We start from the raw sequence: 21,934 nt of genomic DNA on the forward strand, positions 1-21,934 counted from the left end.
GCCTGCCCCCGCTCAAGGGGATGGGCGCTCAGATAGGAAACACAGAAACGAGGGGTAAATATGTTTGATACAAAAAAGCTCGCACTGTTTTTGGGTGGTGTAGTGTTCGGCTCTGCCGGCTTCAAGGTGCTGTCCAGCAAGGATGCCAAAAAGGTCTACACCCAGACCACCGCTGCGGTGCTGCGGATGAAGGACTGCACCATGCAGACTGTGAACAAGGTGCAGGAAGAGGCCGGTGACATCCTTGCCGATGCAAAGGCCATCAACGAGAGCCGCGCCGCCGAGGCTGCACAGGAGGTCATCGAGGATACGGCTGAACAGCCCGCAGAGCAGACTGCACAGTGATACAACGCAGCGGAGCCGCCCATGGGCGGCTCTTTTTTACGCAGAGGGGTAAGAAAAGCAATGAAATGTACGATCTTACATGAAGGCAGGGGACGGATGCGGGTGCACGTCTGCGCCGTGCGGATGACCCTGCACCGGGCAGATGTGCTGGAAGCCTACCTGAACGGGCAGGACAACATTCAAAAAGCCACCGTCTACGAGCGCACCGGAGATGTGGTGCTGACCTACCGGGGTGGCCGGAAGGATGCCGTCGCCCTGCTGGCGGCCTACCGCTTTGACAACGAAGAGTTAGAGGTGCTGGTCACTTCCCACGATAGCCGGAAAATCAATCAGGAATATCAGGAGAAGATGGTCAACCTTGTGGCGGGCCGGGTGTTCCGCAAGGTGTTCCTGCCCGCGCCCATCGCGGCGGCATATACGGTGTGGCGCTCCATTGCCTTTGTCTGGAAGGGCATCCGCTGCCTGCTGCACCGCAAGCTGGAAGTTGAGGTGCTGGATGCGCTCAGCATCACCGCCTCCCTCCTGCGGGGGGATTACAGCACCGCAGGGTCGGTGATGTTCCTGCTGACGGTGGGCAGCCTGCTGGAGGAGTGGACGCGGAAAAAGAGCTTGGATGACCTTGCCCGCAGCATGGCGCTGAACGTGGATAAGGTCTGGGTGCGCACCCCGCAGGGCGAGGTACTGGTGCCGCTGACCCGTGTCCACGCCGGGGACGAGGTAGTGGTGCGCTCCGGCAATATGATCCCGCTGGACGGCACGGTGCTGGAAGGCGAAGCCATGGTCAATCAGGCTGCCCTGACCGGCGAATCCATGCCGGTGCGCAAGACCACCGGTGCCACCGTTTACGCCGGAACAGTGGTGGAAGAGGGCGAATGCGTCCTTGTGGCCAAGGCAGAGGGCGGTGCCAACCGCTACGATAAGATCGTGGCCATGATCGAGGAATCGGAAAAGCTCAAGTCCGGCACCGAAAACCGGGCTTTGCAGCTGGCCGACCGTCTGGTGCCGTGGTGTCTTGCCGGTACGGTGGCTACCTATGCCTTTACCCGCAACGTCACCCGGGCCATCTCCATCTTGATGGTGGACTTCTCCTGTGCACTGAAGCTTTCCATGCCGCTGGCGGTGCTCTCTGCCATGCGGGAGTGCGGGGAATATCACATCACCGTAAAGGGCGGCAAGTATCTGGAAGCGCTGGCAAAGGCGGACACCATCGTGTTCGATAAGACCGGCACCCTCACCCGTGCCACCCCACAGGTGGTGCAGGTGGTGCCTTTCTCCGGCTGCGGGGAGCAGGAGGTATTGCAGCTTGCCGCCTGTCTGGAAGAGCATTTCCCCCATTCCATGGCAAACGCCGTCGTCCGTGCTGCCAAGGAGCAGGGAATTTCTCACGAAGAGATGCACTCCGAGGTGGAATATATCGTGGCCCATGGCATTGCCAGCCGGGTAGGGGGCAAGCGGGTGGTCATCGGCAGCGCTCACTTTATTTTCGAGGACGAGGGCTGCACCATCCCGGCAGGGGAACAGGCAAAGTTTGATGGGCTGGACCCGCAGTATTCCCACCTGTATCTGGCCGCATCCGGGGTGCTGGTGGGGGTCATCTGCATCGCAGACCCCCTGCGCCCGGAGGCGGCACAGGTGCTGCGCCAGCTCCAAAAGCTGGGCATCACTCAGACCGTCATGATGACTGGCGACAGTGACCGCACTGCCCGCGCCATTGCGGCGCAGGTGGGGGTAGACCGCTGCTTTGCGGAGGTGCTGCCGGAGGATAAGGCCGCCTTTGTCCGCGATGCCAAAGCCGAGGGACATACAGTTGTGATGATCGGCGACGGCATCAACGATTCGCCCGCTTTGTCGGCGGCAGATATCGGCATCGCCATCCATTCCGGTGCCGCCATCGCCCGGGAGATTGCCGATGTGACCATCCGCGCGGATAGTCTGGAAGAGCTGGTGACCTTAAAAGCCATTGCCAACGCCCTGCAAAAGCGGGTGGGCAGCAATTACCGCTTTGTGCTCAGCTTCAACTCGGCCCTCATTCTCCTGGGTGCTCTGGGCATCCTGCCCCCGGCCACCAGCGCCATGCTGCATAACCTTTCCACCCTTGGCATCAGCCTGCGCAGCATGACAGACCTGCTGGAGCAGAAGCCTTCCCTGTAAAAATGGTACGCCGGAGCGTCCGCAGATGCTCCGGCGTACCGAAATGATAGTTCTTCCCACAGAAAGCAGTGCATCTTCTACAAGAAACTGCTGGATGCTGGGATGACGCAAAGTAAAAACGATTACTTCCCCAGATGCCAGATGTCGCGGTCGTACTCGGCAATGGTGCGGTCGGAGGAGAACATCCCGGCTTTGGCAATGTTCACCAGACACTTGCGCCGCCAGCCCATGGGGTCGCAGGCGTAATCGCTGAGGGCCTGCCCTTTGCGGACGACATAGGCGTTGAAGTCCGGCAGGGTCTGGAACCAGTCCTTGTGGATCAGCTCGTCGTGCAGGCGGGTCAGGTTTTCGGCATGGCCGGCAGCCAGCATCTCCGGGCCGGTGAGGAAGCTGATGGCGCGGCGGATGTTGGCATCGCCCTCCACCCACTGGGCCGGGTCGTAATCGCCCACGGCGTAGCGGTGGATGACCTGATCGGAGGTCTGGCCGAAGATATAAATGTTCTCTTCGCCCACCTGCTGGCTGATCTCCACATTGGCACCGTCCATAGTGCCCAGCGTCAGCGCACCGTTCAGCATGAACTTCATATTGCCGGTGCCAGAGGCCTCCTTGGAGGCAAGGCTGATCTGCTCAGACAGGTCACAGGCAGGAATGAGCTTTTCGGCAGCGGTGACGTTGTAATTTTCCACAAATACCACCTGCAGCCACTTGGACACCTCCGGGTCTGCGGCGATGACCTTGGAGAGGGTCAGCAGGGCATGGATGATGTCCTTGGCAATGGTATAGGCAGGAGCAGCCTTGGCACCAAAGATGCTCACCAGCGGCATGGCAGGCAGGTGCCCTGCCTTGATCTCGTAATACTGATGGATGAGGTACAGCAGATTCAGCTGCTGACGCTTATACTCGTGCAGCCGCTTGGACTGGATATCGAACATGGCATCGGGATTCACTGCCACCTTCTGAGTGCGCAGCAGCCAGTCTGCCAGCGCTGCCTTGTTGGTCTTTTTTACGGCGGTCAGCTCGCCCAGCACGGCTTCGTCGTCGGCGAAGGCCAGCAGCTTCTCCAGCTCGGCAGCGTCCTTGCGGAAGCCGGAACCGATGTGCTTTTCCAGCGTGGCGGTCAGGCGCGGGTCACATTCCAGCAGCCAGCGGCGGAAGGTGATGCCGTTGGTCTTGTTGTTGAACTTTTCCGGGTACAGCTCATAGAAGCCGTGCAGCTCGGAATTTTTCAGGATCTCGGTGTGCAGCGCTGCCACGCCGTTGGTGGAATGGGTGAAGTGGATGTCCATGTGGGCCATGTGCACCCGGTCGTCCTTGTCGATGATGGCAAGGCTCTCGTCCTCGGTGCGGGTGCGGGCCAGTGCGTCCAGCTTTTCAATGATGGGCATCAGCTGGGGTACAACGGCATCCAGATAGGCGCGGGGCCACTTTTCCAGTGCCTCAGCCAGAATGGTGTGGTTGGTGTAGGCGCAGGTCTTGGTAACGATCTTCACAGCTTCCTCAAACTCAATGCCCCGCTGCCCCAGCAGCCGGATCAGCTCCGGGATGACCATGCTGGGATGGGTGTCGTTGATCTGGATGGCGGCGTAGTCGGCCAGATCGTGGTAATTGCAGCCCCGGGCGGCGCACTCTGCCAGAATGAGCTGGGCACCGGCAGAAACCATGAGGTACTGCTGATACACCCGCAGACGGCGGCCTGCCTCATCGGAGTCGTCCGGGTAGAGGAACAGGGTCAGGTTCTTGTCGATGGCGGTCTTGTCAAAGGCAATGCCGTCATGGACGATGCTCTCGTCGATGGTATCCAGATCGAACAGATTCAGGGTGTTGGTGCGCCCCTCGTAACCGGTGACAGCCAGCTTGTACAGCCGGGCAGTGTATTCCTTGCCCGCCAGCTCCACCGGGTAGGTCACATCGGTCTTTTCAGCCCAGCTGTGGGCGGTGAGCCAGGGGTCGGGCTTTTCGTTCTGCACACCATCCTCAAAGGACTGGTGGAACAGGCCAAAGTGATACCGCAGGCCCACGCCGTCGCCGGGCAGGTTCAGCGTTGCCAGCGAATCCAGGAAGCAGGCAGCCAGACGGCCCAGACCACCGTTGCCGAGAGAAGGCTCCGGCTCCACCTCTTCAATGTCCGAAAGGCGCTTTCCGGCAGCGGCCAGTGCATCCCGGGCTTCTTCATACAGCCCCAGATTGATGAGGTTGTTGGACAGCAGCTTGCCGATGAGGAATTCGGCGCTGATATAATACAGCTTGCGTCCGGTGACGGGCTGCACGCGGTCGGCACTCTTCTGCCGCACCAGCTCCAGCAGTGCCAGATACAGCTCCTGATCGGTGCAGTCCGCCAGCAGCTTGCCGGTGATACTCTGTAATGTTTCGGTAAAGCTCATAATGGCTCCTCCTTTGCTACGGAAAACAGGTTTGACATCTATAATGCAAGATATACCAGATAAAACAATCGAAATCTTGCCTTAAAGGTGCAAATTGTGGTACAATCCTATCATCTGGAGGTGAGAAGATGCAAAATCAGGCTTCATTGCAGGAAACCAAGCAGCACGGTGCCGTGCGGTTCCCCTTCAATCTGTATCCCTGCACCATTCCGGGAGATTTTCCGCAGGTGGCACTCCACTGGCAGGAGAGCATGGAGCTGGTCTTTGTCAAGCGGGGCGCGGGGCTGGTGCAGGTGGGTGCGGTGTCCTGCCCGGCCTACCAGGGGGATATCTTTATTTTTACGCCCGGCACTCTCCACGCCCTGCGGCAGGCAGAGGAGCAGCGGATGGAATATGAGAATATCATCTTTGAGCTGGAGCTTCTGGGCGGTGCGGAGGACCTTTGCGCCGAAAAATACCTGCTTCCGCTGCAAAGCGGGCGGCTGCTGCTGCCTGTGCGGCTGACACCCAACGACCTGTGTTATCTGCAAGCCGCCGCCTGCCTGCGGGAGGTGGAGGAAGCCAACCGCGCCAAGCTTCCCGGCTATGAGCTGCTGGTCAAAGGAGCACTGCTGCGCTTCCTCTCCCTGCTCATTGCGCAGGGAAAACAGCAGCTCCCCGTGGAAACTGCCGATAACCAGCGGCTGAAAGCCGTTCTGCAATGGATCTCTGCCCATTATGCCGAGGGGCTTCGGGTCACCGATGCCGCCGGGGTCTGCTCCTTCAGTTCCAGCCACTTCATGCGTTGGTTCCGGCAGATGACAGGGCAGAGCTTTGTTGCCTTTCTGAACGAATACCGGCTGAATGCCGCCGCCGAAGCGCTGCACGCTACGGACGAGACGGTGCTGACGATCGCTTCCCGGTGCGGGTTTGAAAACCTCTCCTATTTTAACCGGGCATTTAAGGCGCATTTTGGCATGACCCCGCGGGAGTACCGGAAAAAATAAGCAAAATGAGGCCGTTCCGCTTCTCTGAGAAAGAGAGGGAACGGCCTCATTGTTTTGATCAGACTTCCGGCGGCGGGCAGCAGCTCTCCCGGGGGATGAGCTTGTGCGGCACAAGGATCTTTGTTGCCAGCAGATTCGGGTTCTCGATGTGGTTGATGGTCTGGCTGGCGGCCTCCATGCCCAGCTGATAGGGGTTCACGTCCACGGTGGTCAGCTGGGGGCTGGTGATGCGGGAGAACAGCGAATTATTGAAGGAAACGATGGAAAGGTCCTTCGGGACGCGCAGCCCCAGTTTGCCGCAGAACTGTTCCAGCACCACGGCCAGAATGTCATCGCTGACCAGCATGGCCGTGGGATGGTCCGGTGCGGTGAGAAGAGACTTCAGCGGCTCCTCGTAAGCGTCGTTCAGGGTGTTGACCTCCACACAGTCCTCCTCCCGGGGGGTGATGCCGTGCTTCAACAGGGACATCTGGTAGCCGCGCCTGCGCTCTGCCGAAAACAGCATGGCGTTGCTGACACCGAAATAGGCAATGCGGCGGTGGCCCATTTCATAGAGGTAATCGGTGGCTTCCTCACCGGCAAGGGCGTTGTCATTGTCGATATAGATGGTCTGATTGGCGGACTGCGCCGCCTTGCCCACGATGACATGGAGCAGCCCTTCGCTGCGCAGGTAGGCTGCCACCGGGCAGTCCTTTTTGGAATAGAGCAGGATAAAGCCATCCGCCTGCGCGTTGGCCACCATGCTCTGGATGGCATCCAGAACTTCGGTATCGTCCTGCCCGGTGATGACCGTGTTCACATACCTCCGCTGGTTGCAGAACTGCCCGATGCCGCGGATGATCTCCAGATGGAAGGCGTTCTCGTAGACATCCCTCTGGGAGGAGGGCAGAATGATGCCGATGGTCTTGGAGAACGCCTCCACCGGTTCGGCCTCAAAGTTCGGCTCATAGCCCAGCTGTGCCATAATGCGGCGCACCCGCTCCTTGGTTTCCCGGCTGATGGAAGGGCTGTCCTTGCAGGTGCGGGACACCGTGGAGGGCGATACCCCCGCCGCTGCTGCCACATCCTTGATGGTAACTGCCATGGTCTGTTCCTCCCTGATGTAATAGGTCTATTGTAAAGCTGTTTGCACGCAATGTCAATGATTTGCGCACGAGTTTGCGCAGATCATGCAACCGCACCCTTTGCGCACCTTCGATGTTTTCAACAAAGAAACTTGCGGGCTGTTGTGCAAAAAGCAGAAAGTATATTTTTGACCTAGAAAACTCTTGTAAAAATTGCAGAGTTGGATTATTCTTGTTGCGTAAAGTTACGCAACAGAAGCGCAACGATTGCGTAAAACGGCGCAAAAGGAAACAAGGAGGAACATTATGGCAACAACACAAGCAGCTCCGGGGAAAAAGGGGCTTATCAACTTTGACTTCTTACAGAAGCTGGGCAAGGTGCTGATGACCGTCATCGCCGTCATGCCCGCTGCCGGCCTGATGATCAGTCTGGGCAAGCTGGTGCAGATGGGCGGCGGTGACATTGCGGCAGTTATGACCATTGGCACCACCATGGAGAACATTGGCTGGGCGGTCATCAACAATCTGCACATCCTGTTTGCCGTGGCCATCGGCGGCAGCTGGGCAAAGGAGCGTGCTGGCGGTGCCTTTGCGGCTGTGCTGGCATTTGCCCTCATCAATGTCATCACCGGCAACATCTTCGGTGTCACCAGCGCCATGCTGGAAGACCCCAACGCCGTGACCCACACCCTGTTCGGGCGGGAGATCGCCGTCAACGGCTACTTCACCTCTGTGCTGGGTGCCCCGGCCCTGAACATGGGCGTGTTCGTGGGCATCATTGCCGGTTTTGTGGGCGGCGTGGCTTACAATAAATACTATAACTTCCGCAAGCTGCCGGATGCACTGGCCTTCTTCAACGGCAAGCGCTTTGTGCCTATGGTGGTCATTGCCTATTCTGTGGTCATTTCCATGGTGCTGGCACTGTTCTGGCCTGTGGTCCAGACCGGCATCAACAACTTCGGCATCTGGATCGCAAACTCTTCCGAGACTTCTCCCGTTCTGGCTCCGTTCATCTATGGCACGCTGGAGCGTCTGCTGCTGCCCTTTGGCCTGCACCACATGCTGACCATCCCCATGAACTACACTTCCTTCGGCGGCACCTACACCATTGCAACCGGTGTCAATGCGGGCAGCCAGGTGTTTGGCCAGGACCCGCTGTGGCTGGCATGGGCCAACGACCTCATCAACTTCAAGAAAGCCGGTGACATGGCCGCTTACAACAACCTGCTGACCACCGTTACCCCCGCCCGCTTCAAGGTGGGCCAGATGATCGGCGCAACCGGTCTGCTGCTGGGCATCGCGCTGGCCATGTTCCGCCGTGTGGATGCCGACAAGCGCGCAAAGTATAAGTCCATGTTCATCTCCACCGCGCTGGCTGTGTTCCTGACCGGTGTGACCGAGCCGCTGGAATTTATGTTCATGTTCTGCGCCATGCCGCTGTACATCGTGTACGCACTGCTGCAGGGCTGTGCCTTTGCCATGGCAGGCATCATCCATCTGCGCCTGCACTCTTTCGGCAATCTGGAATTCATCACCCGTATCCCCATGTCCCTGCAGGCCGGTCTGGGCGGCGACATCATCAACTTTATGCTCTGCGTGGCGGCGTTCTTTGTCATCGGCTATTTCGTGGCCTACTTTATGATCGGCAAGCTCAAGCTGGCAACGCCGGGCCGTCTGGGCAACTACACCGATGACAACGCAGACGATGCTGCAGCCGACACCAAGGCCGAGAAGAAAGCAGATAAAAAATCCGATAACGGCCAGGCCGAGCGCATCATCGCCCTGCTGGGCGGCCGGGAGAACATCGTGCTGGTGGATGCCTGCATGACCCGTCTGCGTGTTACCGTGAAGGACCCCGCCAAGGTGGCCGACCTTGCCGCATGGAAGGCCGAGGGCGCTCTGAGCCTGCTGGTGAAGGGCGACGGCATTCAGGCTGTGTATGGCCCCAAGGCAGACGTTCTGAAATCTGACATCAATGATATTCTGTAAAAAACTATGAAACTGCTGACTTTGAATACCCACAGCCTCATCGAGCCGGACTATGAGGCAAAGCGGGAGATCTTTGTGGACTTTATCGCCAGGGAGCAGCCGGAGGTGTTCGCCCTGCAGGAGGTGAACCAGACCTCCGCCGCTCCGCTGCTGGGAGAGGCTCCGGCGGGATATTATCCCTGCTCCGGCAATACAGTGCTGCTGAAAGCGGACAACCACGCCGCAGCCGTAGCCAGGATGCTGGAAGAACGGGGCGTGCAGTACCATTGGAGCTGGCTCCCGGCAAAAATCGGCTACGACAAGTACGATGAGGGCATGGCGGTGTTCAGCCGTGCACCCATCACCGCCGCTGAAAACCTGCTGCTGAGCAAGTCCGATGATTACAGCTGCTGGAAGACCCGCCGCACCCTGGGCATCTGCGCAGGAGATGTCTGGTATTACACAGTGCATCTGGGCTGGTGGAAGGACGAAGTGGAACCTTTTGCCGCCCAGTGGGAAACGCTGTCCCGGGCGGCAGGCGCAAAAAAGACCGCCTTTCTGCTGGGGGACTTCAACAGCGAGGCCGACGTGCGGGGCGAGGGCTACGACCTTGTGCTCCGCAGCGGCTGGCAGGACACCTACCGTCTGGCACAGCAGCGGGACGAGGGCTACACCGTCGTGCAGGCCATTGATGGCTGGCGGGATGCCCCGGATGCGGCGGCAAAAAAGCGCATCGACCAGATCTGGTGCTCCAAAACGGTACCTGTAAAGAGCAGCCGGGTGGTGTTCAACGGCTTGCGGGAGCCGCAGGTATCCGACCACGCGGGTGTTCTGATCGAGTTATAAAGGAAGAAGGAAATGAAGATGCAGAGAAGTGCAGGCATTTTGCTGCCCATCAGCAGTCTGCCGTCCCCTTACGGCATCGGCTGCTTTTCGCAGGAAGCATACGACTTTGTGGACTGGCTCAAGGAAGCCGGGCAGACCTACTGGCAGATCCTGCCGCTGGGTGTGACAAGCTACGGCGACAGCCCCTATCAGAGCTTTTCCGCCTTTGCGGGCAATCCGTATTTCATCAGCCTGGACGCACTGGTGGAGGAAGGGGTGCTGACTGCCGCCGAGTGCAAAAAGGCAAACTTTGGCCGCAAGGCAGATGACATTGATTACAGCCTCCTGTATGCCGAGCGGGGCCGCCTGCTGCGGCTGGCCTACTCCCGCAGCGACATCGGCCACAACGAAGCGTTTGCAGCCTTCTGCGAGAAAAACAAGTGGTGGCTGGATGATTTTGCTCTGTTCATGGCGGTGAAGGGCCGTTTTGAGGGCAAGCCGTGGATCGAGTGGGCCGAGGATATCCGTCTGCGCTGGCAGCCCGCTATGGACTACTACCGCCGGGAGCTGTATTTTGAGGTGGAGTACCACAAATATCTCCAGTTCAAGTTCGATCAGCAGTGGCGCAGGCTGAAGGCCTACGCCAACAGCAAGGGCATCCGGATCATTGGGGATATCCCCATCTATGTGGCGCTGGATTCGGCGGACGCATGGGCAAACCCGGGTCTGTTCCAACTGGACAAGGACAACATTCCCACGGCGGTGGCGGGTGTTCCCCCGGATGGCTTTTCGCCCACCGGCCAGCTCTGGGGCAATCCGCTCTACCGCTGGGAAGCCCACCGCGCAACCGGCTATCAGTGGTGGATCACCCGCCTGTGGTACTGCTTTGAGCTGTATGATGTGGTGCGCATCGACCACTTCCGCGGCTTCGATGAGTATTTTTCCATCCCCTACGGCAGCGAGACTGCCGCGCCGGGCCACTGGGAAAAAGGCCCCGGCATCGAGCTGTTTCATGCTGTGGAGCAGGCACTGGGCAAACGGGAGATCATTGCGGAGGATCTTGGCTACATGAGCGACACCGTGCGTCAGCTGGTGCGGGACAGCGGCTTCCCGGGCATGAAGGTGCTGGAATTTGCCTTTGACTCCCGGGATACCGGCAGCGCCAGCGACTACCTGCCCCACAACTACCCGGTGAACAGCGTAGCCTATACCGGTACCCACGACAACGAAACGCTGGTATCGTGGTACCAGACCATCACCGGTGCGGAGCGCGCCATGGTGCGGGATTATCTGTTCGACTACGCCACCCCGGAGGAGCAGCTCTATAAAAGCATGATCGCACTGATCCTGCGCAGCGCAGCGGCGACCTGCATCATTCCCATGCAGGACTGGCTGGGGCTGGACAACTCCGCCCGCATCAATCAGCCCTCCACCGTGGGCCAGAACTGGCGCTGGCGGCTGAAAAAGTCCCAGCTGACCCGAAAACTCCAAAAAGAGATCTGCCAGCTGACCACCCGTTACGGGCGGAAGAACTGGGCGTAACTGTATTAAAACCATAAAACCCCATGTCCGGGCCGTTTCACACAACGGTCTGGGCATGGCTCCATCATTGTAAAGGTCATCAAGCAGTACAATTCCGCTCCCGTGGGTGACTATCTCAACTGATTGCTCCCTGACGAAAAGGCCGCTTCCGTTCAAAAACGGAGGCGGCCTTTTGCGTCTGGAAAATTTACCACTGGTTAAAATGTACCCGGTCATCCTCATAGCGGCTCTTACGCGGGGCAGTTAGGTCTGCTTCCGGGTAGCCAAGGGCGATGATGGAGTGGGGCACAATGGTATCCGGCAGACCGAAGAGCTTTTGCTGGGCCACCACCCGGTCCATCTGAGGCCAGGTGCCCAGCCAGACTGCGCCAAGCCCCAGCTCCTGTGCAGCAAGGCAGATGTTCTGGGCGGCAATGGCTCCGTCAATGACCCAGTAGTCCTTTGCAAAGCGGAACGCACGGTCAAGGTCGCCGCAGACGAGGATACCGGCGGCGGCTTTCCGCAGCGGCTCAGCAGGGCGGCCGTTGGCATCGGCCATCAGCGCCAGCTTTTCCGGGTCGGTCACCACCACGAAGGCCCAGTCCCGTGCATTGACGCAGCTGGGGCCGCTCATGGCCGCTTCCAGCAGCTGGTGCAGGGTTTCGCTTTTGATGGGCTTGTCGGTGAATTCCCGGCAGCTGCGCCGGGTGAGAATGGCATCCAGAGTGTTCATAGATCAGTGCCTCCTGTTTTGATTTGCCCCAGTATAGCACAGTGATCATTCCTCGGCTTCTGCCTTTGCAGTTTCAAGGAAGGCCCGGATCTTATCCACCTGGATCTGTGCCACGGCCCGGCCGGTCTCGTAGACGCGGCGCAGCTGGTCGGGGTCACGCTCCATGGCACCGATCTCCAGCGGGATGGGCGGGCGGATAACGTAATCCTTGCCGGACTGCTCCAGCATGGAGATGTAGCTCAGGGTTTCGTTGTAGCGCTCGTGGCGGTCGGCCACAGCCTCCACAAAGGCAGGATAGCGCAGATACCGTGCCCGGATGGCGGGCAGCATGGGGTTCTTCTTTTTCACAAACCCCTTGGGCTGGGTCAGGACGATGAGGTTCCGCTTGTAGCCAATGGACTCAAAGAAGCGGATGGGGATGGAATCGGCAACGCCGCCGTCCAGCAGGCCGTAATGGCCGATCCTGACGATCTTTGCGGCCAGCGGCATGGAAGCCGAGGCTTCCATCCAGAGCACATCCTCCGCATCACCGGTGCGGCACTTATGATAGATGGGGTCGCCGGTGCGGACATCGGTGCAGACCACAAAGTAATCCATGGGGGATTCCCGGAAAGCCTTGTCATCGAACGGGTCGAGCTTTTCGGGCACCTCGTGGTAGCAGAAATTCTCACTGTACAGGTTGCCGGTGCGCAGCAGATTGCGGAAGCTGGCATAGCGTTTGTCCTTGCAATAGGTGGTGTTGTAGCGGATGGTCCGCCCGATCTGGTGGGATTTGTAGTTGCAGCCGAACACTGCTCCCGCCGAAACACCTACCATACCGTCTACCGTGATGCCCTGCTCCATCAGAACATCCAGAACACCGGCGGTGAACATGCCCCGCATGGCACCGCCTTCCAGGATCAATCCGGTCTTCATACGCGTGATACTCCTTCTCCTCACAGTGCATCCCGCCCGAACAGACGGCAGGATGCAGAAAACGGGCACCTTTCCCTGTGCCCGGAGCGCCCCGGAAATCCACCCGGAGCCGTTGCTTCCAGTATACTCAGATTTTGCTGAAAAACAAGAGAGAAAATGCCAAAAGACCTTGAAAACAGGGGGGCAAATCCGGTATACTAGGTAAAATCAAAATGCTGTACCAAAGCTTGGAGGAAGAGACGGATATGAAACTGCTGGAAGAACGCATTCAGAAAGACGGGATCGTGCGCGAGGGCAATGTGCTGAAGGTGGACAGCTTCATCAACCACCAGATGGACATCCCCCTGTTCCGCGAGATGGCAAAGGAGTGGAAGCGCCTGTTTGCAGGCAAGCCCGTCAACAAGGTGCTGACCATTGAGGCCAGCGGCATCGGCATTGCCGCCGTGGTTGCCAGCGAGTTCAATGTGCCTGTGGTGTTTGCCAAAAAGTCCATGAGCATCAACCTGGATTACGACAACTATGAGACCAAGATCCAGTCCTTCACCCACAAGAAGATCTATAATGTCATCGTCTCCAAAAAGTTCCTCACCGCAGAGGATCATGTCCTGATCATCGATGACTTCCTGGCAAACGGCTGTGCCCTGATGGGCCTGCTGGATCTGGCCAAGGAGGCCGGAGCCACGGTCGAGGGCATTGGCATTGCCGTGGAAAAGGGCTTCCAGCAGGGCGGCGAGCTCATCCGCAGCAAGGGCATCCAGCTGGAGAGCCTTGCCATTGTGGAATCCATGAACAGCGAGACCGGCGAGATCAAGTTCCGCGAGCAGCCGCACCAGAACTGAAAACAAGCACTTCAAGACCGCTTCGGCGGTCTTTTTTGCTGCCCGTTTTCAGGCCCCGTCAAAACTGTCGCCGTCAGCGGGGAGGTCGGCGGCGGTCTCTGCTGTGGAGGCAGCCGGGGCTTCCGTGGTGCGGGGCACGCCCCTGTACACCAGCGTCTGCTCCAGCACTTCGGCACAGACCGGGGCCGACAGGCTGCCGCCTGCGGTCGTCCAGCTGTGGGGTTCGTCCAGGCAGACCAGGCAGAGAAACTGCGGATCGTCGATGGGAGCCACCGCCACAAAGCTGGCAATGCGGGCTTTTTCGTCGGCGCTGTCCAGCTTCTGGCTGGTGCCGCTTTTTCCGCCTACCCGGTAGCCCGGGATCTGGGCGTTCCGCCCGCCGCCGTGGAGCACCACGGCTTCCATCATCTCCCGCATGGTCTGGCTGGTCTCTGCCTTGAGCACCTGCCGTTTGCAGACAGGGGAGAGCTGCTCAATGGTACTGCCGTCCGGGGCCAGGATCTCCGAGACGACGTAAGGCTGCATCAGCTTTCCCCCGTTGACCACGGCGCAGACTGCCGCCGCCATTTCCAGATAGGAGATCTTGCTGCTCTGCCCAAAGGCACAGGAGGCCAGCTCCACCGGGCCCATCCGGTCGGCGGTATAGTACAGGCTCTTTTTCGGCTCGGCGGGCAGGTCGATGCCGGTGGGCTCCCGCAGGCCGAAGGCGGCAAAATAATCGCAGAAGGCCTCTCTGCCCAGCCGGGCCCCGATCTGGATGAAGCTCTGGTTGCAGGAATTTTCCAGCGCCTGGGTCACGCTCTGGGCTCCGTGGCGCTTGTGGTTGGCACAGTGGAAGCGGGTGCCTGCCACCGAGATGGATTCCCCGCAGTAAAAGCTGGAATGCTTTGTGATGGCTCCGGCATCCAGCGCCGCCGCGCAGGTGATGAGCTTGAACACGCTGCCCGGCTCGTACAGGTCGCTGACGGCCTTGTTCCGCCACTGGGTCTGCTGGGCCAGCTGTAAAGCGGCCTTGCGCGCATCACCGGTCAGGGCTTCCACGGTGTTCCGGGCGGCGGTGTCGGCAATGACGCGGGGCTCGTTTGGGTCATAGGAGGGCGTGGTGGACATGGCCAGCACGGCCCCGGTGTTCACATCCATGACGATCCCCACGGCCCGCGCCGCCACATGGTGCTCCTGCACAGCGTAGGACAGCGCATTTTCAAGGTAGTGCTGGATACAGCTGTCGATGGTGAGCCGCAGGCCGTCCCCCTCGGTGGGAAAACGCTCGGTCTCGTAGCTCTGCTCCAGTGTGTAGCCCCAGGCGTTGACAGCTGTGAGCACCACGCCGTTTTCCCCGGTGAGCAGATCATCATATTTCAGTTCCAGCCCGGCCACCCCTGCGTTGTCCACATTGGTGAACCCCAGCACCGAAGCCAGAAACGCGCCCTGCGGATACCAGCGCTTGCTGTCCTGATTGATGCGGATGCCGGTGATGCTGTTTTCCTCGCAAAAGTCCCGCACGGCATCGGCTGCGGCACGGTCCACCCGGTAGCGGAGGAGGCAGTCGTTGGAGCGGCGGTCGCTGAATTTTTCCAGCAGGGCCGCTTCGTCCAGTGCTAAGATCTCCGCAAGGCCGTGGGCGGCAAGGGTGATTTTCTCTTCCGGCATCTCTCGGGGCGAGGCCCGCAGGGTCCAGCAGCTGCTGTTGGCGGCCAGCAAAAGGCCGTCGGCGCTGTAAATGCGCCCCCGGTCCGCTGGGACCACGGTATCCCGCAGCTGCTGGCCCTGTGCACGGTCGGCATAGAAGCCGTCGGTGCGCACCTGCAGGAAAAAGAGCCGCACGGCCAGCCCCAGGCAGACGGCACAGAACAGCACCGCCACGGCCCGTGCCCGGCGGCGGAATCCCCGCTCGGGCAGGGTGCGGAGAAATCTGGGCATGATGTCACCCCCTTTAACGGGCTCACCCTCTCCGTCATCGCTGACGCGATGCCACCTCTCCCGAAGGGAGAGGCCTTGGCATTCGATACAAAGTTTATGATTTTGTCAAAAGCTCCCCCTTTGGGGGAGCTGGCGCAAAGCGCCTGAGAGGGTGAGCTAGTGTACAAGATATGCACAACGTCACGATAATATCCGTATAGCCAACAGCAGCATGGCGTACAATAGTAAAACTGGGGGTGACGACATGAAACTGACTGCCTTGGCAGGCGGGCGGCACAAGGCACCGCTGCGGCCGCTGCCGGCCATGGACCTGCCGTTTCTGGTGCTGGTACTCACGCTGGTGGGGTTCGGGCTGGTGATGCTGGGCAGTGCATCGGGGGCGGTGGCCCTTTACCGGCGGGGCGATGCCTTTGCCTACCTGCGCCCCCAGCTGCTCTACGCCGCCATGGGCATTGCGGGGCTGTGGCTGGCCAGCCGGGTGGACTATCACATCTTCCACAAATTGGCCTGGCCGCTGCTGGGGATCTCGCTGGTGCTGCTTGCGGTGGTGCTTTTTATGCCGGAATACAACGGCTGCAAACGGTGGCTGGTGCTGCCGGGGGTGGGCACCCTGCAGCCAAGCGAGATCGCAAAATTTGCGGTGGTGCTGGTGTTTTCGCACATCATCTCGCTGAACCATGACAGGATGCGCAGCTTTGCGGTGGGGGTGCTGCCCTTTGCGCTGGTGCTGGGGGTGGTGGCAGCGCTGATGCTGCTGGAGCCCCATCTTTCAGGCACCTTGCTGATCCTGGGCATCGGAGCTGTGCTGATGTTCGTGGGCGGCACAGGTCTGCGGTGGTTCGTGCTGGCGGGCCTGGGCGGGGCGGCCGCCATCGGGGCGGCGGTGGTCGTTATGCCGGACCTTGTGCCCTACGCCGCCGACCGCCTGCGCTCCTGGAAGGACCCCTTTGCCGACCCGCTGGGGGACGGCCACCAGACCATCCAGAGCCTGTACGCCATCGGCTCCGGCGGAGCCACCGGGCTGGGGCTGGGGAACAGCCGCCAGAAGCATCTGTTTGTGCCCGAACCCCAGAACGACTTCATCTTCTCCATCGTCTGCGAGGAACTGGGCTTTGTGGGGGCCTGCGCCGTGGTGCTGCTGTTCGTGCTGCTGCTCTGGCGGGGCATTACCATTGCCGCCCATGCTCCCGACCGTTTTGGGGCGCTGCTGGTGGTGGGCTTTACCGTGCAGGTGGCCCTGCAGGCTGTCCTCAATGTGGCCGTGGTCACCAATACCATCCCCAACACCGGCATCAGCCTGCCCTTTTTCTCCTCCGGAGGAACGAGCCTGATGATGTTGTTGGGAGAGATGGGTATTGTCCTATCCGTATCAAGAGGTGAGACCTGACGGAATAGAAAACATAAAGTTGAATTGCCAAAGGCTCTCCCTTTGGGAGAGCTGGCGCGAAGCGCCTGAGAGGGCGAGGATGCTATAAATTACAAAACAAACTTGTCCGCCTCACACTCCGGCCCTGTTTTGCATACGGTGGGGTATCTTTTGCGGAATGGGGGCACGGACATGGAGGAACGGATCGTGGTGACAGGGGGCCGCCCGCTGAACGGAAGCGTAAAAATTCCGGCAGCGAAAAACAGCGTTCTGCCGCTTTTTGCGGCATCGATGCTCTGCACGGGAGAGGTGCGGCTCCAGGCTGTGCCCCGCCTTGCGGATGTGGAACACTGCATGGCGCTTTTGCGGGGCGTGGGCTGTGCCGCCCGGTGGGAGGGCAGTGACGCAGTGCTCTCCGGTCCGCCTGCCAACAGCACTATGCCGGGGCAAACAGCGGGACAAATGCGGGCCTCCATCCTGTTCTGCGCGCCGCTGCTGGCAAGGCTGGGCCGCGCCGAGACCAGCCTGCCCGGCGGGTGCCGCATCGGGGCCCGGCCCATCGACCTGCATCTGGCGGGGCTGGCAAAAATGGGGGCGGTGGAGCTGGAAGCAGGGGAAGGGCGGCTGGTGCTGACGGCTCCCTCCGGCCTGCACGGGGCCGAGATCACCCTGCGCTTCCCCAGCGTGGGAGCCACCGAGACGCTTCTGCTGGCCGCTGCATGTGCCAAGGGCAGGACCATTCTGCGGGGGGCGGCCCGGGAACCGGAGATCGCCGACCTGGCCGCTTTTCTGAACCGGTGCGGCGGCTGCATCGAGGGGGCAGGCAGCTCCACGATCCGCATCGAAGGGCGGCGGGGGCTTTCCGGGTGCTGTTTTTCGCCCCTGCCCGACCGTATTTTTGCTTCCACGCTGGCCTGCGGCTGTGCGGCGGCGGGCGGCCGGGTGGAACTGACCGGCTGTGCCCCTGTACTCTATGCACCGGTGCTGGAAATTCTGGGACAAATGGGGTGCCGGGTGGAACCGGCAGGGGATACGGTGCGAATTTCCCGCTTTGGGCGGCTGCACGGGGCAGGCCGGGTGTTCACCGGGGCCTATCCGGCCCTTGCCACCGATGCTGCCCCGCTGCTGGCGGCGGCAATGCTCTGTGCCGACAGCGAAAGCAGCATCGAGGACGTAATCTTTGAGCGCCGGTTCGGCTGTGCCGAGGGTTTTTGCCGCCTGGGCGCACAGGCCGAAGCGGCAGGCAGGGTGCTGACCATTGCGCCGGGCGGCCTTTTGCGCGGTACAGAGGTGGAGGCCCCCGACCTGCGGGGCGGGGCGGCACTGGTGCTGGCGGGGCTTGCGGCCCGGGGAACCACGGTCATCACCCACCCGGCGCATATCGACCGGGGATATGCCGGATTTACAGAGATTTTGGCCGGTTTAGGGGCGCAAATTCGGAGGGAATCGGCCCCGGGAAACGGGACGGTGAAAAAAACCTCTGCAAAAAAACAAATTTGTCTTGCAATCGGGGCAAAAAGATGATACGATACAGTTATATAAGTATAGTATCGAACTCTTCTTGTGCGAAAAGCGCAGGTTTACGATAACATATCCGATGGAGGACAAAAGTTATGGCACTCATGCTCGACGAAGAAATGGATGAAAATGTTACGACGATCAAGGTCATTGGCGTGGGCGGCGGCGGCGGCAACGCAGTCAACCGCATGGTCAGCGACGGTCTGCAGGGCGTAGAATTTATTGCAATGAACACCGACCAGCAGGCGCTGGCCAAGAACCATGCTGCCACCAAGGTGCAGCTGGGCTCCAAGCTCACCAAGGGCCGCGGCGCGGGCGCTGATCCCGAGATCGGCCAGCGTGCTGCAGAGGAAAGCAAGGACGAGATCGCAAATGCCCTGAAGGGCTCCCAGATGGTCTTTATCACCGCCGGTATGGGCGGCGGCACCGGCACGGGTGCGGCTCCTGTTGTGGCTGAGGTGGCACACGATCTGGGCATCCTGACCGTGGGCATCGTCACCAAGCCCTTCTCCTTTGAGGGCAAGCGCAAGATGGGCCTGGCAGAGCAGGGCATTGCAAACCTGCTCATGCACGTTGACAGCCTGATCGTTATCCCGAATGAGCGCCTGAAGATGATCAGCCAGGAGAAGATCACCCTGATGAACGCCTTCCAGGCTGCCGATAATGTGCTGCGTCAGGGCGTGGAGTCCATCTCTGCCCTGATCAATGTGCCCGCCTTCATCAACCTGGACTTCGCCGATGTGCGCTCCATTATGAAGGATGCCGGTTACGCCCACATGGGCGTGGGCAGCGCCAAGGGCGCAGGTAAGGCAGAGAACGCTGCCAAGGCTGCGATCTCCTCTCCGCTGCTGGAAACCAGCATTGCCGGTGCACACGGCGTGATCATCAACATCACCTCCAGCCCCGATATCGGCCTGGAGGATGTCGAGACTGCTGCCGGCCTCATCACCCAGAGCGCTCACCCCGATGCAAACATCATCTGGGGTACTGCGTTCGATGAGAACCTGTCCGATGAGATGCGCGTTACCGTTGTGGCCACCGGCTTTGACAACAAGGCCGCCGATGGCCTGCGCAGCAGCCTGAACAACGCCGCCGGTGCCGGTGCTTCCACCCCCAGCGCAGTGTTCAGCTCTGATGTGTCCGGCGCGGGTGCCGCAAAGCAGCAGCCTGCTGCCGCCGCAAACAGCGCTGCAAAGCCGGTGGAGGAAGAAAGCAGCGACAACCGTTACTACGATGAGCTGCTGGCGATCCTGAATAAGCGCAAGTAAGTTTGTAAGTTACAGTGTGAACCGCCCGGGAGGGGGCGTGGTCTCTTGCGCGCGTGAGCGGGAGGAGCAGAGATGGTACCAAACGACATCTGGCTGCGCACCGAATGGCTGAGCTGCCGCAGAACCAGCGTGCTGCGCTGTGTGGAGCGTTATTGTGCCGCCGCTGCCCGTGAATACCGCCGCGCTCTGCGCAGGGTGCAGGAAGTGGAGGAAATGATGGCGCAGGTCGAACCGGAAACCGGGAGACGGCTCCCGAGCCAGCCCGCTCAGGCGGAGCTGTTGAACCGCCGTCTTGCCGCTGCCAATGCGGAGATCCGCCGTTACCAGACCCGGCTTTACGCCTGTGAGCGGGAGATGGTGGCACTGCGGCAGGAGAACGCCGAGCTGGAAGCTCTGTGTGAGCAGGCGCGGGCAAACAGCCTGCTGCCGCCCGTGCCCCCGCAGCCCAGGGTACTGGAACAGCCCGGCTTACCGGTGATCGTGTTCCACCCGGCGGCGGATGCCCCCAAGGCAGAGCAGCCCCAGCCGGATGCTGTACCGGAGCAGGAGCCTGCCCCGCAGGCCGCACCGCCGGAACCGGAGGAGGAACGCCGCCCCTTTGCGCAGCCGGACTGGAAGCCCACCACGGCGCTCGACCATCAGGCGGTGGATCTGGTACATCAGCTGGAAAGCTTAATGACTGTATAACAAAAAGACGATGCACAAACGCTGTGCATCGTCTTTTTTGCGTCTTGGGGATGTTACCGCACGGCGCTGGTGCGGTGCTCCATGAGGTAGGTGGCCTTCAGGTCGGCAATGTGGAGCTTGACGGCAAGCGGGTATTTGTCGTAAGCTTCCGAGATGGCGAAGCAGCCGCCCTTGGCCGCATCGTCAAAGCCGCCCATGTGCCAGCGGATGGCCACCGCTTCCTCGACCTTCAGCTTCATAAACCGCTCGATCAGGAACACGCTCTTTTCGCCGTGGCCATAGGGGAACAGATCCTCCACGCTGTAGCTGGGCACCTTTTCCCACTGGCCGGTGGCATCATTCTTCACATTGCGGGTGCCCTTTTTGTAGTAGTTGGCCTTGCACAGATCGTGCAGCAGAGCACAGATGGCATAGCTCTCCTCGCTCTCACCCTCGGTGAAAAAGCCGTCGTGGAGGGCATGGTAGACGTTCAGGCTGTGCATGCACAGGCCGCCGTCACAGGCCCCGTGGAACCGGGTGGAGGCCGGAGCCGAGAAGAAATCCGTCTTGTTGTCCAGCCAGTCCAGCAGTTTTTCGCTGCCCGGGCGGGAGACATGCTGGTGCCAGATCTGCAAAAACTCCTCGCGGTAGTCCATCTTACAGCTCCAGATCTTCCAGAATGCCCTTGAGGATGGCCAGCTCTTCGCCGCTCAGGGAAATGCCCTTGCCCATGCGGGTGCCGTCCGGGGACCAATCACGGATGTCGTACTTGGGTTCGCCGTCATTCCAGCTGATGAGGTTGAGCTGGCGCTCCCAGCCGCGGGGCCGCTGAGACAGCACTGCGATGCGCTGGACCACTTCGTATTTGATTTCTGCCATGTTTCCTTACCTGCCTTTGCTTTGTTTGTTATCATAATATAAGAACGCGGCGAAGATTTCAACAGGTAATTGGAAAATAATTTGAAAATTTTGATTTTACTTGCAGGAGCCGCAAGCGATCTTCACAGAACGGCACGTTCTGCCAAGGGCTCCCCCGCCGGGGAAGCTGGCGCGCGGAGCGTGACGGAGGGGGTCAACCATAAGGCTCCTCTTCCCGCAGGCGAACCAGTTCTTTTACCGCCTCCGGGTCATCCGGTGCGGGCTGGCGGCTGTTTCGCTTCTGCTCCGTGAACAGCCCGGGGGCATACTGCGCCATTACCCCGGGTGTATTTCCTGCCAGAAATTCCTTGGCGTTTTTCTGCATACAGGCTGCCGGTGTGCCGTCTGTCATAGGGACCGCCTGGATCGGCGGCAGATCCGGTTCCGGCGGCGGCAGCTGCACCTCCGGGCTGTCCGGCTGGCTGGGCAGCGCCCCCAGCGGCGGGCTCACCCGGCTGGATGTGGGGCCGACGTGCTTTTGCTTGTGGGACATAAGAAACACCTCCGCACTTAATGTGTGCGGAGGTGTGGTCGTTTATGCGGGAAA

General features: G+C 60.3%; 19 protein-coding genes. 11 read left to right on the plus strand and 8 right to left on the minus strand.

The window, feature by feature from the left end:
• Nucleotides 1-60 precede the first annotated feature (60 nt).
• A complete protein-coding gene (locus ACKXGA_RS12825) occupies nucleotides 61-345 on the plus strand; it encodes a DUF6110 family protein (RefSeq protein ID WP_005935684.1) in 285 nt (94 codons plus the stop codon).
• A gap of 60 nt (nucleotides 346-405) precedes the next feature.
• On the plus strand, nucleotides 406-2,496 hold the full coding sequence (locus ACKXGA_RS12830) for a heavy metal translocating P-type ATPase (RefSeq protein WP_423729639.1): 2,091 nt from the start codon (nucleotides 406-408) through the stop codon (nucleotides 2,494-2,496).
• Between the two features lie 122 nt (nucleotides 2,497-2,618).
• Here ACKXGA_RS12830 and ACKXGA_RS12835 read toward each other — a convergent pair whose 3' ends face one another.
• A complete protein-coding gene (locus tag ACKXGA_RS12835) occupies nucleotides 2,619-4,880 on the minus strand; it encodes a glycogen/starch/alpha-glucan phosphorylase (RefSeq protein ID WP_423729640.1) in 2,262 nt (753 codons plus the stop codon).
• Between the two features lie 128 nt (nucleotides 4,881-5,008).
• On the opposite strand from ACKXGA_RS12835, the gene ACKXGA_RS12840 reads away from it, so the two are divergent.
• A complete protein-coding gene (locus tag ACKXGA_RS12840; RefSeq protein WP_423729641.1) occupies nucleotides 5,009-5,866 on the plus strand; it encodes an AraC family transcriptional regulator in 858 nt (285 codons plus the stop codon).
• 58 nt (nucleotides 5,867-5,924) lie between these two features.
• On the opposite strand, the gene ACKXGA_RS12845 is transcribed toward ACKXGA_RS12840, so the two are convergent.
• Nucleotides 5,925-6,950 carry a LacI family DNA-binding transcriptional regulator gene (locus ACKXGA_RS12845; protein ID WP_423729642.1) on the minus strand — a complete coding sequence of 342 codons (1,026 nt, stop codon included), beginning with the start codon at nucleotides 6,948-6,950 and terminating at the stop codon, nucleotides 5,925-5,927.
• A gap of 286 nt (nucleotides 6,951-7,236) precedes the next feature.
• On the opposite strand from ACKXGA_RS12845, the gene ACKXGA_RS12850 reads away from it, so the two are divergent.
• The 3 genes from ACKXGA_RS12850 to malQ are packed head-to-tail and all read left to right on the plus strand — an operon-like array spanning nucleotide 7,237 to nucleotide 11,265.
• Nucleotides 7,237-8,919 (plus strand): PTS transporter subunit IIBC, encoded by a 1,683-nt coding sequence (locus ACKXGA_RS12850; RefSeq protein WP_423729643.1) that lies wholly within the window; start codon nucleotides 7,237-7,239, stop codon nucleotides 8,917-8,919.
• A 6-nt stretch (nucleotides 8,920-8,925) separates the two neighbouring features.
• Nucleotides 8,926-9,744, plus strand: a complete 819-nt coding sequence (locus ACKXGA_RS12855; RefSeq protein ID WP_423729644.1) for an endonuclease/exonuclease/phosphatase family protein — start codon at nucleotides 8,926-8,928, stop codon at nucleotides 9,742-9,744.
• Nucleotides 9,745-9,762: 18 nt separating this feature from the next.
• Complete coding sequence (malQ, locus tag ACKXGA_RS12860; RefSeq protein WP_423730409.1) at nucleotides 9,763-11,265, plus strand: 4-alpha-glucanotransferase; 1,503 nt, start codon at nucleotides 9,763-9,765, stop codon at nucleotides 11,263-11,265.
• A 187-nt stretch (nucleotides 11,266-11,452) separates the two neighbouring features.
• Here the strand turns inward: malQ and ACKXGA_RS12865 are convergent, their stop codons facing one another.
• Nucleotides 11,453-11,977 carry a nitroreductase family protein gene (locus tag ACKXGA_RS12865; RefSeq protein ID WP_423729645.1) on the minus strand — a complete coding sequence of 175 codons (525 nt, stop codon included), beginning with the start codon at nucleotides 11,975-11,977 and terminating at the stop codon, nucleotides 11,453-11,455.
• Between the two features lie 45 nt (nucleotides 11,978-12,022).
• Nucleotides 12,023-12,892: a patatin-like phospholipase family protein gene (locus ACKXGA_RS12870; protein WP_423729646.1), complete on the minus strand. Its 870-nt coding sequence runs from the start codon at nucleotides 12,890-12,892 to the stop codon at nucleotides 12,023-12,025.
• Between the two features lie 245 nt (nucleotides 12,893-13,137).
• Here ACKXGA_RS12870 and ACKXGA_RS12875 point away from each other — a divergent pair, with 245 nt between their 5' ends.
• On the plus strand, nucleotides 13,138-13,731 hold the full coding sequence (locus tag ACKXGA_RS12875; RefSeq protein WP_097770812.1) for a xanthine phosphoribosyltransferase: 594 nt from the start codon (nucleotides 13,138-13,140) through the stop codon (nucleotides 13,729-13,731).
• A gap of 48 nt (nucleotides 13,732-13,779) precedes the next feature.
• Here ACKXGA_RS12875 and ACKXGA_RS12880 read toward each other — a convergent pair whose 3' ends face one another.
• A complete protein-coding gene (locus tag ACKXGA_RS12880; RefSeq protein ID WP_423729647.1) occupies nucleotides 13,780-15,651 on the minus strand; it encodes a peptidoglycan D,D-transpeptidase FtsI family protein in 1,872 nt (623 codons plus the stop codon).
• Between the two features lie 244 nt (nucleotides 15,652-15,895).
• On the opposite strand from ACKXGA_RS12880, the gene ACKXGA_RS12885 reads away from it, so the two are divergent.
• The 4 genes from ACKXGA_RS12885 to ACKXGA_RS12900 all read left to right on the plus strand — a co-directional run bounded on the left by ACKXGA_RS12885 (nucleotide 15,896) and on the right by ACKXGA_RS12900 (nucleotide 20,490).
• Complete coding sequence (locus tag ACKXGA_RS12885; protein ID WP_423729648.1) at nucleotides 15,896-17,038, plus strand: FtsW/RodA/SpoVE family cell cycle protein; 1,143 nt, start codon at nucleotides 15,896-15,898, stop codon at nucleotides 17,036-17,038.
• Between the two features lie 171 nt (nucleotides 17,039-17,209).
• Entirely contained in the window at nucleotides 17,210-18,541 is a 1,332-nt protein-coding gene (locus tag ACKXGA_RS12890; protein ID WP_423729649.1) for a UDP-N-acetylglucosamine 1-carboxyvinyltransferase, read from the plus strand.
• Between the two features lie 89 nt (nucleotides 18,542-18,630).
• On the plus strand, nucleotides 18,631-19,803 hold the full coding sequence (gene ftsZ / locus ACKXGA_RS12895) for a cell division protein FtsZ (protein WP_005935636.1): 1,173 nt from the start codon (nucleotides 18,631-18,633) through the stop codon (nucleotides 19,801-19,803).
• Between the two features lie 72 nt (nucleotides 19,804-19,875).
• Complete coding sequence (locus ACKXGA_RS12900) at nucleotides 19,876-20,490, plus strand: hypothetical protein (RefSeq protein ID WP_423729650.1); 615 nt, start codon at nucleotides 19,876-19,878, stop codon at nucleotides 20,488-20,490.
• A gap of 53 nt (nucleotides 20,491-20,543) precedes the next feature.
• Here the strand turns inward: ACKXGA_RS12900 and ACKXGA_RS12905 are convergent, their stop codons facing one another.
• From ACKXGA_RS12905 to ACKXGA_RS12915, 3 genes are all read right to left on the minus strand, one after another.
• On the minus strand, nucleotides 20,544-21,125 hold the full coding sequence (locus tag ACKXGA_RS12905) for a hypothetical protein (protein ID WP_005935632.1): 582 nt from the start codon (nucleotides 21,123-21,125) through the stop codon (nucleotides 20,544-20,546).
• A gap of 1 nt (nucleotide 21,126) precedes the next feature.
• Complete coding sequence (locus tag ACKXGA_RS12910; RefSeq protein ID WP_005935630.1) at nucleotides 21,127-21,348, minus strand: YdbC family protein; 222 nt, start codon at nucleotides 21,346-21,348, stop codon at nucleotides 21,127-21,129.
• Between the two features lie 193 nt (nucleotides 21,349-21,541).
• Nucleotides 21,542-21,880, minus strand: a complete 339-nt coding sequence (locus ACKXGA_RS12915; protein ID WP_117534962.1) for a hypothetical protein — start codon at nucleotides 21,878-21,880, stop codon at nucleotides 21,542-21,544.
• Nucleotides 21,881-21,934: the final 54 nt, after the last annotated feature.

The organism is Faecalibacterium hominis (ex Afrizal et al. 2022) (assembly GCF_049545105.1).
In the GTDB taxonomy this organism is placed as follows: Bacteria; Bacillota; Clostridia; order Oscillospirales; family Ruminococcaceae; genus Faecalibacterium; species Faecalibacterium duncaniae.

What these genes read in the sequence shown, in the direction of transcription:
- ACKXGA_RS12885 (WP_423729648.1), top strand. Translation starts at nt 15,896, where the DNA reads ATGAAACTGACTGCCTTGGCAGGCGGGCGGCACAAGGCACCGCTGCGG.
- ACKXGA_RS12890 (WP_423729649.1), top strand. Translation starts at nt 17,210, where the DNA reads ATGGAGGAACGGATCGTGGTGACAGGGGGCCGCCCGCTGAACGGAAGC.
- ACKXGA_RS12850 (WP_423729643.1), top strand. Translation starts at nt 7,237, where the DNA reads ATGGCAACAACACAAGCAGCTCCGGGGAAAAAGGGGCTTATCAACTTT.
- ACKXGA_RS12870 (WP_423729646.1), bottom strand. Translation starts at nt 12,892, where the DNA reads ATGAAGACCGGATTGATCCTGGAAGGCGGTGCCATGCGGGGCATGTTC.
- ACKXGA_RS12825 (WP_005935684.1), top strand. Translation starts at nt 61, where the DNA reads ATGTTTGATACAAAAAAGCTCGCACTGTTTTTGGGTGGTGTAGTGTTC.
- ACKXGA_RS12915 (WP_117534962.1), bottom strand. Translation starts at nt 21,880, where the DNA reads ATGTCCCACAAGCAAAAGCACGTCGGCCCCACATCCAGCCGGGTGAGC.
- ACKXGA_RS12845 (WP_423729642.1), bottom strand. Translation starts at nt 6,950, where the DNA reads ATGGCAGTTACCATCAAGGATGTGGCAGCAGCGGCGGGGGTATCGCCC.
- ACKXGA_RS12835 (WP_423729640.1), bottom strand. Translation starts at nt 4,880, where the DNA reads ATGAGCTTTACCGAAACATTACAGAGTATCACCGGCAAGCTGCTGGCG.
- ACKXGA_RS12840 (WP_423729641.1), top strand. Translation starts at nt 5,009, where the DNA reads ATGCAAAATCAGGCTTCATTGCAGGAAACCAAGCAGCACGGTGCCGTG.
- ACKXGA_RS12900 (WP_423729650.1), top strand. Translation starts at nt 19,876, where the DNA reads ATGGTACCAAACGACATCTGGCTGCGCACCGAATGGCTGAGCTGCCGC.
- malQ (WP_423730409.1), top strand. Translation starts at nt 9,763, where the DNA reads ATGCAGAGAAGTGCAGGCATTTTGCTGCCCATCAGCAGTCTGCCGTCC.
- ACKXGA_RS12880 (WP_423729647.1), bottom strand. Translation starts at nt 15,651, where the DNA reads ATGCCCAGATTTCTCCGCACCCTGCCCGAGCGGGGATTCCGCCGCCGG.
- ACKXGA_RS12865 (WP_423729645.1), bottom strand. Translation starts at nt 11,977, where the DNA reads ATGAACACTCTGGATGCCATTCTCACCCGGCGCAGCTGCCGGGAATTC.
- ftsZ (WP_005935636.1), top strand. Translation starts at nt 18,631, where the DNA reads ATGGCACTCATGCTCGACGAAGAAATGGATGAAAATGTTACGACGATC.
- ACKXGA_RS12875 (WP_097770812.1), top strand. Translation starts at nt 13,138, where the DNA reads ATGAAACTGCTGGAAGAACGCATTCAGAAAGACGGGATCGTGCGCGAG.
- ACKXGA_RS12910 (WP_005935630.1), bottom strand. Translation starts at nt 21,348, where the DNA reads ATGGCAGAAATCAAATACGAAGTGGTCCAGCGCATCGCAGTGCTGTCT.
- ACKXGA_RS12855 (WP_423729644.1), top strand. Translation starts at nt 8,926, where the DNA reads ATGAAACTGCTGACTTTGAATACCCACAGCCTCATCGAGCCGGACTAT.
- ACKXGA_RS12905 (WP_005935632.1), bottom strand. Translation starts at nt 21,125, where the DNA reads ATGGACTACCGCGAGGAGTTTTTGCAGATCTGGCACCAGCATGTCTCC.
- ACKXGA_RS12830 (WP_423729639.1), top strand. Translation starts at nt 406, where the DNA reads ATGAAATGTACGATCTTACATGAAGGCAGGGGACGGATGCGGGTGCAC.